Source organism: Campylobacter concisus (assembly GCF_902460575.1).
In the GTDB taxonomy this organism is placed as follows: domain Bacteria; phylum Campylobacterota; class Campylobacteria; order Campylobacterales; family Campylobacteraceae; genus Campylobacter_A; species Campylobacter_A concisus_AW.
Window position 1 is genome coordinate 437512 of record NZ_CABPUY010000003.1, and the last position, 14956, is coordinate 452467.

The window sequence follows — 14956 nt, forward strand, 5'->3', positions numbered from 1 at the left end:
ATCTTTATTTAATTTATGTTAATATTAGTCGATTTTCAAAAAAAGGAGTTTCAATGAAAAAAATCACAACGCTCGTCCTAGGTCTACTTTTAGCTGGCTGTGCATCATCCAACGGTGTAAAATCACCCGAAGATGGCATGATGAAAAGCTTTGCAAAATGCGCCCTAAAATCAGATAGCACAGTCATTATGCTAGTACCAAGTCGTGGCTTTCTTGCTGACGCAATAGCTAGCGCAACAACTAGTGTTTCAAACAACGACGGAGGTTTTTACAACAATCTAACGGATAAAATACAAGAAGGTGTGGATGCCTTTGTCATCTACGGCGAAAGTGGGATGAAAACGGAGTCACTCATGTCAAATGTCTTTACGAGACTAAAAGAGCGTAACGTAAATGGTATGCAGTTTTGTATATCAGCAGGAATAGAAAAGAGCGAGAAGCTAAGCAAGCTAGCAGATGAGCTTGGTATAAAATTAAGTTTTGTGACACTTCCGTAAATTTATAAATTTAATAGACAATTTAAAAAATTTAAGAGAGAAATTTCTCTCTTAAATTTAACTACTGACAACCCTCACACTCGATCGAACGGTCTGCTACGTCGTTTAGCTTTTCGCTGTCAGGGCTTTCAGAGCGTAGATAGTAGGTTGATTTTAGTCCAAGCTCCCATGCAAGCGTGTAAATTTCACTTAGATATCCGCCACTTGCTTTATCTAAGCTCATGAAAATATTTAAGCTTTGACCTTGATCGATCCATTTTTGGCGGATCGCGCCTGCTTTTATAAGAATTCTTTGATCAAGCTCGTAAGCTGGCGTGTAAAACTGCCAAGTATCAGGGCTTAAATTTGGCACGACATTTGGGATCATACCGCTTAGGTTGTGCTCAAACCACTTGCGTTTATAGACTGGCTCGATGGTCTGAGTGGTGCCAACAAGGATCGAGATCGAGCTAGTTGGAGCGATCGCCATTAGGTAGCCGTTTCTCATGCCGTCGCGCTTGACTTTTTCTCTTAGCTTGTCCCAGTCGCAGACATTTTCGTCAAATAGCCCGCCTTTGTCGTTTAAAAGCGCTTTTGCGTTCTCGTTTGCGGTGTCTATCGGCATGATGCCTTTGCTCCATTTTGAGCCTTCAAATTTTGGATAGATGCCCTTTTCTACGGCTAAATTTGAGCTAGCGTAGATGGCGTTGTAGCTTATGTTTTCCATTATGCTATCAATGAGCGCCAAATGCTCATAGCTGCCCCATTTTACGTTCTTCTCAGCTAGCATTTGCGCTTCGCCCATGACGCCAAGGCCGATCGAGCGAGAGGCTAGGTTTGTGTGTTTTACCTTTTTGTGCGGATAGAAATTTAGATCTATAACGTTATCAAGCATCCTAATAGCTATCGGCACGACACGCTCGATGTCCTCTTTGCTGTTTATCTTGCTTAAATTTATACTTGCAAGGTTGCAAACTGCCGTTTTACCCTCGATACTCTCTTTTTCTACGATGAAAATTTGCTTGCCTTTTAGGCTATCAAGCGCGCTAAGCTTTTTGGCTTTTTTAGTTATGCCGCTATCGACCGTGACGTCTTCTTCTTCGTCAAATAGCTCCTCGCCGCCGTCTTCATAAGTGATCTTGATCTTATAGTAGTTTGGCGCTGTGTTTTGGAAAATTTCGGTGCATAAATTTGAGCTTCTGATGATGCCCTCGTGGTCGTTTGGATTTGCTTTGTTGGCATTGTCTTTGAAGCACAAAAATGGCATGCCCGTTTCAAAATAGCTAGTTAAAATTTTCTTCCAAAGCTCTTTTGCGAGAATGGTGTTTTTCTGGATATTTTCATCGTTTTCATACTCCAAATATCTCTTCTCAAACTCCTCGCCATAAAGGTCGCAAAGGTCGCTTACTTGAGCTGGGTCAAAGAGGCTCCAGCGGCCATTTTCTTTGACACGCTTCATAAATAGGTCGTTTATCCAAAGCGCAGGGAAAAGCTCGTGTGCGCGACGTCTCTCTTCGCCTGAGTTTTTACGAAGATCGAGAAAATCGCTCACGTCCATATGCCAAGGCTCGATATAAACAGCGATCGCGCCCTTTCTAGTGCCTAGCTGATCGACCGCTACTGCGATGTCGTTTGTCACTTTTAAAAATGGTATGATACCGCCAGCTGCGTTTTTGTGTCCGTCGATACTGCCACCCATCGCACGCACCTTGCTCCAGTCCCAGCCGATACCACCGCCAAATTTTGAAAGTAGCGCCATCTCTTTGTAGCTATCAAAAATGCCTTCGATATTATCAGGCGTACTGCCTACGTAACAGCTACTTAGCTGGTGGCGTGTAGTCCTTGCGTTTGAGAGCGTTGGCGTGGCTAGCATTACTTCAAATTTAGAGATGAGGTCGTAAAATTTCTTAGCCCAGCCTTGGCTATCTAGCTCGTTTTGCGCAAGAAACATCGCGATCGCCATAAACATGTGCTGTGGCAGCTCGATGGGCATACCGCTCTTATCTTTGATAAGATAGCGATCATAAAGCGTCTTGATACCAAGGTATGCAAACTGCAAGTCGCGCTCAGGCTTGATGTAAGCGTTTAGATCCTCAAGGTCGTACTTCTCTTTTAGCCCAGGGATGATGCGGCCTACCTTTTCGCCCTTTGCAAGGTAGTCTTTTAGGTGGTTGTAGCCGTTAAAGCCAGTCACTTTGTGATAAAGGTCGAACAAAAATAGCCTCGCAGCGACAAATGTCCAGTTTGGGCGGTCGATGTCGATCTTATCAACTGCTGTTTTTATAAGAGTTTGCTGAATTTCCTCAGTCGTTATCATATCTCTAAACTGGATTTTTGCATCTACCTCAAGCTCGCTAAGACTTACGTTGCTAAGCCCTAGGACCGCTTCGTTTGTGTATTTTTTGATCTTGCTGATATCAAGCTCTTCTGTTCTGCCATTACGTTTTATAACTTTCAAAAATATCTCTCCGTGTTAAATTTTAATTTGAGATTTTATCCAAAAAGAGATAAAAACTCTCTTTGCCAAAAACTACTCAATAAATATAAAATTTACCACCAAAATGAGAAAGAGAAAGGCTTGCCAAAAACTCTTATTTTTCTAGCGCGAGGGTGATAAAAAACGTTAAACGTGGCGAGCTTTTGGGTTAGCTTTGGCTACCAAAGATTAAATGCGCCAACATTACCGATAAATTTTACTGGCGCTTGTAAAAGCTACTTGAAAAGTGCTGCCCTTGGCTGATAAATTTTGCGAGCTAAATTTAAGGTGGATTTTGTGTTAGGGTATTTGCAAGGGGCTAAATTTACCCCTTGCGTTTAAATTTATTTGCCAAAAACTCTGGCGAAAATTTTATCTACGTTTTTAGTGTAGTAGTTGTAGTCAAAACACTCTTTGATCTCGTCTTTGCTAAGGCTCTTAGTTAGGTCCTCGTCGTTTAGTAAATTTTGTAAAAATAGGCTATGGCCTTGCTCGTCGATCGCTTTTTTGCCCTCTTGTAAGTCCGCCCAGACCTTCATGGCATTGCGCTGAACGATCTTGTAGGCGTCCTCTCTAGAAATCCCACGTTGTGGCAATTGTAAAAGCACACGCTGTGAAAAGACTAGGCCGCCTGTTAAATTTAAATTTTTCATCATATTTTCTGGATATACGACTAAATTTGCTATCAAATTTTTGATGCGAACTAGCATAAAATCAGCCGTGATAAACATATCTGGCAGGATAAATCTCTCAACCGAGCTGTGGCTGATATCGCGCTCGTGCCAAAGGGCGACGTTTTCAAGCGCTGGCGTGACGTATGAGCGTAGCACCCTGCAAAGACCGGTGATGTTTTCGCTAAGGACTGGGTTGCGCTTGTGTGGCATGGCGCTTGAACCCTTTTGTCCTGGGCTAAAATACTCTTCCGCCTCATAAACCTCGGTCCTTTGGTAGTGTCTAATAGCAACTGCGATCTTCTCACAAGTAGAAGCAAGCACTGCGATAGCGCTTACCACGTGGGCGTAGCGGTCACGCTGGATCACCTGGTTTGACGCCGGGGCAGCTTTAAGACCTAGCTCCTCGCATGTCAGCTCTTCAAATTCCATCGGAGCGTGGGCTAAATTTCCCATAGCACCTGAAAGCTTGCCGTAGCTGATCGTATCTTTTGCGTCTTTGATGAGCTTTAGCGCCCTTGCGATCTCGTCGTACCAGATGGCAAGCACAAGGCCAAAGGTTATCGGCTCGCCGTGGATGCCGTGACTTCTGCCGACCATAAGCGTGTGCTTGTGCTCGTTTGCTCTGTTTTTGACTGCCTGCATAAACTCCTCAACGTCGCTGATGATGAGCTCTAGGCTCTCTTTCATCTGAAGTGCGACGGCTGTGTCGATACAGTCGCTTGAGGTCATGCCGTAGTGCACGAACCTGCTCTCCTCGCCAAGGCTCTCGCTGACGCTTGTCAAAAACGCGATAACATCGTGCTTTGTCGTCTTTTCTATCTCGTCGATACGAGCTACCTCAAATTTAGCATTTTTACAAATTTTCTCGCAGTCGCCGTCGCTTATAAAGCCAAGCTTATTCCAAGCTTTAACAGCAGCTTTTTCTACCTTGAGCCAAGCGTCGTATTTTGCCTGTATGCTCCACTTTTCAGCCATCTCTTTGCGTGAGTATCTTTCGACCATTGTTGAACCTTTTGTGTTAGTTTGCTTTTGTCCTGAAAGTATAAATTTGGCTTTTTGAGCCAGAAATCACGTCGTGCAATTTCTCTAAATTTAAGTTTTGATTATATAAAATCCGGGCTGAAATGTCGGTTATACGCTTATAAATTTGGGCTTAAGATAGCTCACTCGTTTTTTCAAAGGATCATTTTTGCCATACGTAAATAAATTTATCGCCACTGCAGATCATCAAAAAGCTTACGAAATTTTACTGCAAAATGGCTTTAGCATGAGCCAAACCCAGCGCCTCATCGATAAAGGCAGGCTGATCTGTGGCGGCAGTATCGTGAGTGAGAAAAATGCCATTTTGTGCGGCGATGTCTTTTTGATCGACTATGAGGCCAAACCAAAGGGGCTAAAGCCGATCTTTGAGTGCGAGAGCTTTGCGGTATTTGACAAGCCAAGTGGGGTGCTGAGCCACCCAAATGGCAGGCACTGCGACTACTCGCTAAACGATGAAATTTACACACTTTTTGGGCGAGATGCGAGCGTAGCACATAGGCTGGACTGCGAAACAAGTGGCGTGATAGTTGTTGGCAAAGATAGAAATTCTACGATAAAGCTAAAGAAAATCTTTGAAAACAGAGAGGTTTCTAAAAGCTACGTTGCGATGGTGCAAGGCAAGATCGAGCGAGAATTTACGATCGACGCTAAGATGGATCTAGCAAACAACTACGACGATGTGAAAATGCGAATGCAAATTTGTGAGAACGGCAAAAGTGCTGTGACTAAAATTTTGCCTATAAAGTATTTTGATGATATCGATACTACTTTAATTCGCGCTATCCCACTCACTGGCAGGCAGCATCAAATTCGGTTGCATTTGTTTCATGTGAAACACAAGATCCTTGGCGAACCACTTTATGGTTTGTCTCGTCCGCAGATCGAGAAAATTTTAGACAAAGAGATGGGCGAGCGTGAACGGATAAATTTAACTGGAGCGAAAAGACTCTTGCTTCACTCGGATGAAATTTCATTTAAATTTAATGAAATTTTTTACACCATAAAAAGCAAATTTGACGCCAAAAGTGAGTTTTATAAATTTGCAAAAGAAGCAAATAATCAAAATATTTAAATTTTAAAAAGTCTTTCTAGTAAAAATAATCTACAAAAATTTTTCGTAATTTTGCTTTTAAATTTGAAATAGAATTTCTGTTAAAAGATAGAATTAGATTTTTAGTGTCGCCACATTGTGAATTAAATTTTGGCAATCAACTTTGTGTTTTTGTTTTTCATCCACAAAATTTCATGCCAAATTTTTCAGATTTTATTTTGAAGTTTTATTTTCCTCTTTCAAAACTTTTATGATCAGCCCAAGTCCAACACCAGCAACCAACACTATAAAAATTATCTCAGCGATATCAAGAGCTGTCATTTTTTACTCACGTTAGTTTTATCGTTAGTCGGTTTTTCTTCTGCTTTAGCTGCACTCTTATCGCTAACGTTAGCTCTGAATTTTGGATTTTCATTTCGCTGTTTTAGCTGTCCGCAAGCTGCACTTATATCAAGGCCTTTGCTCTGTCTGATCGTGCAAGTGACGCCATGATCCCTTAGATATTCTTGAAATTTTAGCATGCTAGCAAACTCAGGTCGTCCAAATTCACTACCTTCATGCGGGTTAAAATAGATCAAATTTACCTTTGCCTTGATACCATGCAGCAGTTTAACCAGCTTTTTCGCATCACTAACGCTGTCGTTTAAGTCCTTGATAACAAGATATTCAAACATCACACGCTTTCGCATATCGATAGGAAATCCCCTAACAGCATCCATAACGGCCTCGATATTATACGCCTTATTTATCGGCATCAGGCGGCTTCTAAGCTCGTTAGTAACAGCATGTAGCGATATAGCCAGCAAGACACCAAGGTCCATTTCGCCAAGCTTTTTTATCTGACTACCAAGGCCGCTAGTTGAAACGGTTTGGCGGCGTGGCGATATGGCTAGACCCTCATTTAGAGCTAAAATTTTGATCGCTTTACTAACGTTAGCAAGGTTATCAAGCGGCTCGCCCATACCCATATAAACGACATTTATGCGTCTCTCGTATGGTATGTTATTTTCCCTTTTTATCCATAAAATTTGCCCTACGATCTCGCCAGCAGTCAAATTTCTAACAAGCCCACCCTTTGCTGTTAGGCAAAAAGCACAGCCCATTTTGCAGCCAACCTGCGAACTAACACAAACAGTGTAACGAGCATGACGACTAATCTTACCATCTTCGTCGCTAATCTCCTCTTTCATCGGTAGCAAAACGCTCTCTATCTTTAGACCATCTTTTAGCTCAAAAAGATACTTGATCGAGCCATCACTACTTTGCTCAAATTTCACACATTTTAAAGGATCAAAATAAAATTTCTCAGTCAGATCCTGACGCATATCCTTTGGCAAATTTAGCATTTGGCTAAATTCAGTAGCATTTTTTTTATATACCCACTCATAAATTTGCGTCGCTCTAAAAGAGGGAGAGACCAACTCTTTTAACTCTTCGATGCTAAGATCAAGCAAATTTTTCACATATTTTCCTTTACATATTTTGTTAGTAGCTCTTTGGCCGCAGAGTGATTTTTTATAAAATCAGCATGCGCATTTTCATCACAAAAATTTGTCGCTATAAAAATTCCGTAAGCTGGAATTTTAAAAATTTGAGCCACTTTTAGAACAGAAAAAAACTCCATATTTTCTAAAAAATATCCATTTTCAAACATCTTATGAGCCAAATTTTTGTCTGTCGTTATGAAATTTGATGAATTTGTTTTGATAGTTCCACGTGAAACGATAGAAGAAATTTCACACTCAATGGGCGAATAAGATCTATTTTCTATGCTAGAAATTTCAACATTTGCCCCAACCGAGCTTTCATAAATTTGCAAAATTTCACCATCTTTATATAGACCTGCAGAGCCAACAAAAACTATCTTTTCTGGCATTTGATATAAATTTCGCTCAGGATTTTTTGTCAAATTTTGGCTTAGATTTTGCAGCTCTGGGTTTGATGAGTTTGCAAATTTAGCCTCGATCTTTGCGAGGTAGTGCGGGTCAATATTTTTTAAATTTATGCTCTTTTCATCTGCTCCCACGCACGATCTTTTTTGCAAAAACTTTGTCAAATTTATCGCCATATCGACTAGCCCCACCCCCATCGGCAAGGCAAAGTCAAAAATTTCATTTTTTCCAGCTGAGATAACTAACATCAAAGCCTAACCTCAACGCCATTTGCCTTGAGATACTCTTTTAGCTTTTTTATCTCGATCTCGCCGAAGTGAAATATCGAAGCAGCAAGACACGCATCGGCTCCGGCTTCAAAAGCATCCTTAAAATGCTCCATTTTCCCTGCTCCGCCACTTGCGATAGTCGGTATAGAAAGCACGCTAAATATCTTTGTCAGCTCCAGACTAAAGCCCTGCTTGACACCGTCGTTATCCATAGACGTTAGCAATATCTCCCCTGCTCCTCGCGACTCAACCTCTTTTGCCCAAGCAAAGGCATCTTTTTTGGTATCGATCCTGCCGCCATTTATAAAAACACTATAACCATTTTCGATCTTTTTGGCATCGATAGCCACAACGACACATTGCGAGCCAAATTTCTTAGCCGCTTCGTCGATCAAATTTGGATCTTTTATCGCCGATGAGTTTAGGCTCACCTTGTCACAGCCCGCATTTAAAAGGCGAGAGATATCATCGATCGTGCGTATGCCTCCGCCAACGGTTAGGGGTATAAAAAGCTTGCTTGCGACCTTTTTTACTACATCAACTATCGTATCACGGCCAAGGTGAGAGGCTGTTATATCCAAAAAGCAAAGCTCATCAGCGCCCTCATCGTTGTATCTTTTAGCTATCTCGACTGGGTCACCAGCATCGACAAGTCCAACAAAATTTACACCTTTTACGACCCTGCCATCTTTTACGTCGAGGCATGGGATTATGCGTTTTGCAAAATGATTCAAATTTATCCTTTGTCTATCTTTCTAGCTGCCACCTCAAAATATGGCAAACTAGCCCAATTTTCTCGGTTTCCAACTATATAAATAACCTCTTTTGCTCTTGTTAGCGCCACGTTTAGCAGGTTTGGCTTGCTAGCAGCCCATGCTCTAGCGCCCTTTGTAGCTCCACCTAACACAAACACGATAACATCGGCCTCTTTACCTTGCATAGTATGGATAGTGCCTGCACCTTTTAAATTTCTACAAACATCTTTAAATGGCGTTATTATCCTGATGTTATAATTTTGGCTAGCTAGCTCGCCTGCCAAGAGCTCTTTAACCACCTCGCCCTCGGCTTTGTTGTAGTTGCCTATCCACTCCTCGCTTCTAACATCTATCCACTTTGTTTGCACGTTAGTGTTTGCAAATTTACTAGCTGCACTTCTGCCAAGTATCATCATATCATCGTAGGTAGTCTCGTTTGATATCTCAAACATAGGGTTAGCACACCTTCTATGCACGATCAGTGGTGAGCCGACCCAGATACTCTCGCCGCTACCTTTTATATATGTGCCGATATTTTGAGCCTTGTCGGCTCTTAGTTGCACAGAGGATTTAAGCAAGTTAAACTCCTCTTTTGCCTCGCAGTAGCTAAGGATCGCGTTATTTAAACTAACAGGTAGCGTTACGACTGGTTCAAGCTGAAGTGGGTCGCCAACCACCACGGCCATCTTTGAGCGAAGCAAGGCACCTAACGCGTTAGTTAAATTTGCCTGCCCTGCTTCATCTATCAAAAGCATGCCTATATCGCCATTTAAAAGCTCTTTAAAGGTGTTATTAAACGAAGCAAAAGTCGAGCTAACAACTGGCGTTAGCAAGAAGAGCCCCTTAATGATCTCACGTCTATGCTTTGCCTCTAAACCGTTTTTCTCAGCCATCTTTTCATCGTTAAAGATAACGCTAATGGCACGTAAATTTGTCCTAACAGCCTCTTTGCAGGCAAAAATGGCAGCTTTGTGCAAATTTAGCGCCTCTTTAAAAAGCTCTATCCTAGCCTTAAAAAGCTTTGTCTTGTGAAATTTCTGATCTATGCCAAATTCCATCATAAATGGCATACTCTTTTGCATCTCTTCGTTGCTCTCGCTAAAGCTGCCATTTAGATAGCTATCTAGCTCCTCGCTCCTGCCAAGTATCCTTTGGCGTCTAGCAAAGTCGCTTTGTAGCCTTTTGTAGAGATTTATCTTAGTATTTAGCTCTGCTGCCCTGCTCTCAAGCCCTACTATCTCGTCTTTTAGCTCATTTAGCCTTGCCTCATTTTTCTCTTTACTCTCGCCATTTTGCTTGCTAGCTTTTAAATTTTGCTCGGCTATCTGGCGGTTTATCTCACCAACCTTTAACGCCTCGTCGTTATACTTTTCAAAGGCCTCTGTCTTAAAAATCTGCTGAAATAGAAAAAATGGCGGCTTTTCTGGTGTGCTTAGATACTCCTGCAAAGCTTCATTTTGACTAACAACTCTTGTTAGCTCGCTAAATTCAGCCTTTTTATCCTCAAGCTCGCCACTAACGCTAGCAAACTCGCTCTCAAGCGGAGATAAAAGCTCATCTATCTGCTTGGCTGAGTTATAGCTCTCTAGCCTTCTATCGACGTCAGCTAGCTCTGTTTTAAGGCTCTTTAGCTCCTCTTCTTTGATCCTGATCTCACTAAAAAGTAAATTTACCTCGTGAAGCGCGAGGTTAAATTTCTCCTTCGCCACGTCAAAATCATCGACCCCTTCACCAACTGCCAGATATTTGCCAAGCCCCATCAAAAAGCCATCTTGCTCCAAAAATTCGCCATACTCTTTTGTGATCTTGTCATACTGGCTATGAGTAGCCTCGATCTTTACGCCGTTAATTGCATTAAAAACGAAATTTGACTTGTTTTGCTTTGAGCCAAGCGCCACGCAAAAAAGCCCCCAAGCTGGCTTTGAGATAAAGGACTTCTCGCCAAATTTGCTCTTTTCGTCAGCCGAGAGCAGTCTTGTGGCTATAAATTTAAAATAATCAATCTCGCCCTTATAATCCCCTATGCTCTTTAGCTGACTTAGCTCTTTGCTCAAAATTTCAACTGCGCCGTTATTACAAGAGCTAACGACCATCTCGTAGCCTTGCAGCTCGTCATTTAGTCTAAAATAAAGCGCCTTTTCGTCGCTGTCATAAACTGGTTCAAAGATATCGTGCCTGCTCATTTGCGCGAGCTTCATCGCCCTAAGTGTCACCACTTCAGCCATCACATCCTTTAAAAGTGTCGTTTTCCCAGTGCCTGGAGCGCCATTTACGCTATAAATCCCGCCGTTACCTTCTTTAAATTTCTCTATGATGTTATTTAGCGCCATTTGCTGTGAGAAATTTAGGGCAAAATCACTCGCAAAAGCCGATCTTGGGTAGCGCTCAGCTTTAAAAAAGTCCCTCACTGCCCTTTGATTTAGCTCATCTCTAACATCAAGCCTCTCAAATTTATTCTCACTGCCCTCGTCTAAAAACTGATCCGTCAGCTCGTGCGTCCTGCCTGACTCGTAAAATTTGATAAGCAAATTTATATCATCTATAAAAAAGCTATTTAAAAGGGCGTCATTTTCTTTAAAATTTGGGTCAGCGATCCTTACTTCAAGCCTGATCACGTCTTTGCAAAATGGCGTCTTTAGCGAGCTTTTTAGCTCCTCATGGACCGCTTTTACATAGTCACTAAGCCTCATTTTCTCTTTATGGATAGAAATTTTATCCTTGATGTGCTCGCACTCTTTGTTAAAGTCGTTTTGACTGATCTCTTTTAGGTGATTTAGGCGCACCATCGCCCAAGGAGCTGTTGGGATAAAGAGCTCATTTGAGGAGTTTGGCGTAAAAAATGGGCTTAGTTCATCATCTAAATTTGCATCTTTTAAAGCAAAATTTTGCTCATTCTTGCAAAAGACTAGATCGCCAGAGAGCTTAAGCTTATAACAAAATGCCTTTTCAAAGCTCGTTTGCTCAGAGCGTAGCTCCTCTAAAATTTGCTCTTTTTCAAATTTCACCTTTGCTAGCTTTGATATCGCAAGGGCGAGCAAGTCAGTCTCAAAAATGCCGCCATAAATTGAAATTTCTACACCATTTTTTAAAAGCGACCTGTCAAATGCTCTTAAAATTTGTAGAAATTTCTCATCGAAATTTGCGATCTCAAGGTCCATTGATTTTTTAAATTTGCTATTTGTCTTTTTTGGTTCGTCTAAGGTTTTTGGCTCTAAATATTGTGATAATAAAAAGTATTTTAAGGTATTTGCCCTACTCAAATTTGCGCCTTATTTTGTTGTTATTTAGTGATTATAGTCCATTTTATATATGATTAAACTAAACTTGTAATCATTGTATAAGTAATTTTTGGCTAATATCGCGGCTATGATAAAGGCAAAAAAGCACTTTGGACAGAATTTTTTACAAGACAAAGCGACACTAGATAAGATCATCCAAGCGATACCCAAGGACGTAGCAAACGTCGTTGAGATTGGGCCTGGCTTAGGTGATTTGACATTTAGACTTTTGCAAATTTATAAGACGACCTCTTTTGAGATAGATTGTGAGCTGTTTCAAATTTTAAAGGTCAAATTTGCAAATGAGATCCAAAATGGACAATTAAAACTTTTTTGTAAAGATGCTTTAGAGCAGTGGCAAGAAAAGGGCGGACTAAGTAGCCAGAACTACTTTTTGGTCGCAAATTTGCCCTATTACGTTGCTACGAAGATGATACTAAATGCGATAGATGACGAAAAATGCCTTGGGCTTATTGTGATGATACAAAAAGAGGTTGCTCTTAAATTTAGTGCAAAGAGCAAGGATAAAGAATTTAGCGCTTTATCGATCCTCGCATCACTGCAAGGCAGGTGTGAGCTTTTGTTTGACGTGGATGCAAAGCTTTTTAATCCACCTCCAAAGGTCACATCTTCAGTCATCAAACTACAAAAAACAAAAAAGATTTTTGGCAAAGACGGGATATTCAAAGATGCAAAACAATACGAGGCTTTTAAAGCATTTTTAAGAGCTGCGTTTGCTTCGCCAAGAAAGACGCTTTTGAAAAATTTATCCACAAATTTTGACAAAAAGGCGTTAGAAGAAATTTTTGAAGACCTAAGCTTAGCTCAAAATTTACGTCCACATGAGCTAGATGTCGATTCTTATCTAAAAGTATTTGAAAGATTAAAGGAAGATAATGAACGACAAAAACGAAGAGAAAGTTGTAACTAACCAAAGTAAAAACAACAAAAGACGAAGATTTAGACCAAAAAATAAGCCAAAACAAGAGGGCGAAACTACCGAGCAAACATCACTAGCAAGCAAAAGTGTGATAGATAACTTCTTTGCAGCAGAGCAGGCTGAAGCGCATGCCGAGCCAAAGAGTCAAAATCCTCGCCCAAAAAAGCAAAGAAATAATAAAAATCAAAACAAAAATGGCGAAAATAATAAGCCAAAAGAGCAAAAAGAAAAACCAAAACAAGAGCAAAAAACTGAAGTTAAAAACGAGACAAAAGAGCAAAAAGAAAAACCCAAAAAAGCTAAAAAACCAAAGAAAAATTTACCCGCAAAGCTAAATGGCAACGAGCAGTGGCAGCAAGACATCGCAAGCGCGATGGAGGCAAACAAAGCCACTCACGAGCTAAGACTTGAGCCACTAAAATATCTAAATTCAAGCGAGCATAAAATTCGCATAACTCCACTTGGCGGTCTTGGCGAGATCGGCGGCAATATGACGGTCTTTGAAACTGAAACTAGCGCTATAATCGTTGATATCGGCATGAGCTTTCCAAGCGAGAGCATGCACGGCGTGGATATCCTCATCCCAGACTTTGACTACGTTCGCAAGATAAAAGATAAGATAAAAGGCGTCATCATCACTCACGCGCATGAAGATCACATCGGTGCGGTGCCTTACTTTTACAAAGAGTTTAAATTTCCTATCTACGCCACACCGCTTCCACTTGGCATGATAAATAATAAATTTGAAGAGCACGGACTAAAGCAAGAGCGCTCACTCTTTAGATCGGTCGAAAAAAGAAAACCATATCTCATAGGTGACTTTGAGGTCGAGTGGATACATATAACCCACTCTATCATCGACGCTTCAGCACTTGCGATCACGACAAAAGCTGGCACAATCATCCACACAGGCGACTTTAAGATAGACCACACACCGATAGATGGCTACCCAACTGACCTTGGCAGACTAGCGTATTATGGCGAGCGTGGCGTGCTTTGTCTATTAAGCGACAGCACAAACAGCTACAAAGAGGGCTTTACGAAGAGCGAAAGCAGCGTTGGCAAGACCTTTGACGCGATATTTTCAAAGGCAAAAGGCCGCGTCATAATGAGCACATTTAGCTCAAACATCCACCGCGTCTATCAAGCGATCGAGTGGGGTCTAAAATACAACCGCAAAGTCTGTGTCATCGGCAGATCAATGGAGAGAAATTTATACACTGCTATGGAGCTTGGCTACATCAAACTTGATAAGAAAATTTTTATCGATGCAAACGAGGTTGGTAAATTTAAAGATGACGAGGTGCTTATCGTCACTACTGGCTCTCAGGGCGAGACTATGAGCGCACTTTACCGCATGGCGACAGACGAGCACAAATATATAAAGATAAAGCCGACCGATCAGATCATAATCAGCTCAAAAGCGATCCCAGGCAATGAAAACAGCGTCTCAACGGTGCTAAATTTCTTACTAAAATCAGGCGCAAATGTCGCTTATCAAGACTTTAGTGAGATCCACGTCAGCGGTCACGCAGCGCAAGAAGAGCAAAAGCTGATGCTTCGCCTCATAAAACCAAAATTTTTCTTGCCAGTGCATGGCGAGTACAACCACATCGCAAAGCACAAAGAGACGGCCATCAGCTGTGGTGTGGATGAGAGAAATATCTATCTAATGAGCGACGGCGATCAGATGGAGGTTTGTCAAAAGTACCTAAAACGTGTAAAAACGGTAAAAACTGGCAAAGTCTTCATAGACAATCAAATAAATAAACAAATCGCAGACGACGTCGTCATCGACAGACAAAACCTCGCTGAAGCAGGCGTCGTCATGATAATCGCTCAAATTTCACGTCACGGCGCAAAACTCATCAACAAGCCTCGCGTCATCAGCTACGGCCTTGTGGGCGACAAGCAAGACGCCGAGTTTAGAAAAGAGATGGAGGGCGTGCTAGAGCAGTATCTAAGTAACGTCAAAGAGGAGCTTTTAAAAGATAGCAGACTACTCGAGTCACAAGTGCGCCAAGTGATCAGAAAGCACATATTTAGAAAGGTCAAAAAGTACCCAACTATCGTGCCGATCATCTATCTAATGTAAGGAAAATTT

General features: G+C 41.5%; 10 protein-coding genes. 4 read left to right on the plus strand and 6 right to left on the minus strand.

Going from position 1 to position 14956, the window contains the following annotated elements; genetic code table 11:
* Positions 1 to 53 precede the first annotated feature (53 nt).
* Entirely contained in the window at positions 54 to 497 is a 444-nt protein-coding gene (locus F3G76_RS08620) for a hypothetical protein (protein WP_103616658.1), read from the plus strand.
* A gap of 61 nt (positions 498 to 558) precedes the next feature.
* On the opposite strand, the gene F3G76_RS08625 is transcribed toward F3G76_RS08620, so the two are convergent.
* Positions 559 to 2934 (minus strand): ribonucleoside-diphosphate reductase subunit alpha, encoded by a 2376-nt coding sequence (locus tag F3G76_RS08625; RefSeq protein ID WP_009295196.1) that lies wholly within the window; start codon positions 2932 to 2934, stop codon positions 559 to 561.
* A gap of 362 nt (positions 2935 to 3296) precedes the next feature.
* Complete coding sequence (gene purB / locus F3G76_RS08630; RefSeq protein ID WP_149706458.1) at positions 3297 to 4628, minus strand: adenylosuccinate lyase; 1332 nt, start codon at positions 4626 to 4628, stop codon at positions 3297 to 3299.
* A 187-nt stretch (positions 4629 to 4815) separates the two neighbouring features.
* Between purB and F3G76_RS08635 the strand changes: the two genes are divergently transcribed.
* Positions 4816 to 5739 carry a pseudouridine synthase family protein gene (locus F3G76_RS08635; RefSeq protein ID WP_149706459.1) on the plus strand — a complete coding sequence of 308 codons (924 nt, stop codon included), beginning with the start codon at positions 4816 to 4818 and terminating at the stop codon, positions 5737 to 5739.
* Positions 5740 to 6035: 296 nt separating this feature from the next.
* Here the strand turns inward: F3G76_RS08635 and rlmN are convergent, their stop codons facing one another.
* From rlmN to F3G76_RS08655, 4 genes are read right to left on the minus strand one after another with little or no spacing between them, the layout of a single operon-like run.
* The gene (gene rlmN, locus F3G76_RS08640) at positions 6036 to 7181 is read right to left on the minus strand and encodes a dual-specificity RNA methyltransferase RlmN (RefSeq protein ID WP_109146694.1); all 1146 of its coding nucleotides are present in this window, start codon (positions 7179 to 7181) and stop codon (positions 6036 to 6038) included.
* Positions 7178 to 7858: a purine-nucleoside phosphorylase gene (locus tag F3G76_RS08645; RefSeq protein ID WP_109146695.1), complete on the minus strand. Its 681-nt coding sequence runs from the start codon at positions 7856 to 7858 to the stop codon at positions 7178 to 7180. The genes rlmN and F3G76_RS08645 overlap by 4 nt, the downstream gene beginning before the upstream one ends.
* The gene (gene hisF, locus F3G76_RS08650; RefSeq protein WP_149706460.1) at positions 7858 to 8613 is read right to left on the minus strand and encodes an imidazole glycerol phosphate synthase subunit HisF; all 756 of its coding nucleotides are present in this window, start codon (positions 8611 to 8613) and stop codon (positions 7858 to 7860) included. Before hisF ends, F3G76_RS08645 begins: the two co-directional genes overlap by 1 nt.
* Before the next feature lie 2 nt (positions 8614 to 8615).
* Entirely contained in the window at positions 8616 to 11894 is a 3279-nt protein-coding gene (locus tag F3G76_RS08655) for a DEAD/DEAH box helicase (protein WP_149706461.1), read from the minus strand.
* 106 nt (positions 11895 to 12000) lie between these two features.
* Between F3G76_RS08655 and rsmA the strand changes: the two genes are divergently transcribed.
* Together rsmA and F3G76_RS08665 are read left to right on the plus strand one after the other, a co-directional pair.
* Positions 12001 to 12843: a 16S rRNA (adenine(1518)-N(6)/adenine(1519)-N(6))-dimethyltransferase RsmA gene (rsmA, locus tag F3G76_RS08660; protein ID WP_149706611.1), complete on the plus strand. Its 843-nt coding sequence runs from the start codon at positions 12001 to 12003 to the stop codon at positions 12841 to 12843.
* The gene (locus tag F3G76_RS08665) at positions 12809 to 14947 is read left to right on the plus strand and encodes a ribonuclease J (RefSeq protein WP_188116281.1); all 2139 of its coding nucleotides are present in this window, start codon (positions 12809 to 12811) and stop codon (positions 14945 to 14947) included. Before rsmA ends, F3G76_RS08665 begins: the two co-directional genes overlap by 35 nt.
* Positions 14948 to 14956 lie beyond the last annotated feature (9 nt).

Coding starts and splice junctions, on each gene's coding strand:
- F3G76_RS08620 (WP_103616658.1), top strand. CDS start 54: ATGAAAAAAATCACAACGCTCGTCCTAGGTCTACTTTTAGCTGGCTGT.
- purB (WP_149706458.1), bottom strand. CDS start 4,628: ATGGTCGAAAGATACTCACGCAAAGAGATGGCTGAAAAGTGGAGCATA.
- F3G76_RS08645 (WP_109146695.1), bottom strand. CDS start 7,858: ATGTTAGTTATCTCAGCTGGAAAAAATGAAATTTTTGACTTTGCCTTG.
- rsmA (WP_149706611.1), top strand. CDS start 12,001: ATGATAAAGGCAAAAAAGCACTTTGGACAGAATTTTTTACAAGACAAA.
- F3G76_RS08665 (WP_188116281.1), top strand. CDS start 12,809: ATGAACGACAAAAACGAAGAGAAAGTTGTAACTAACCAAAGTAAAAAC.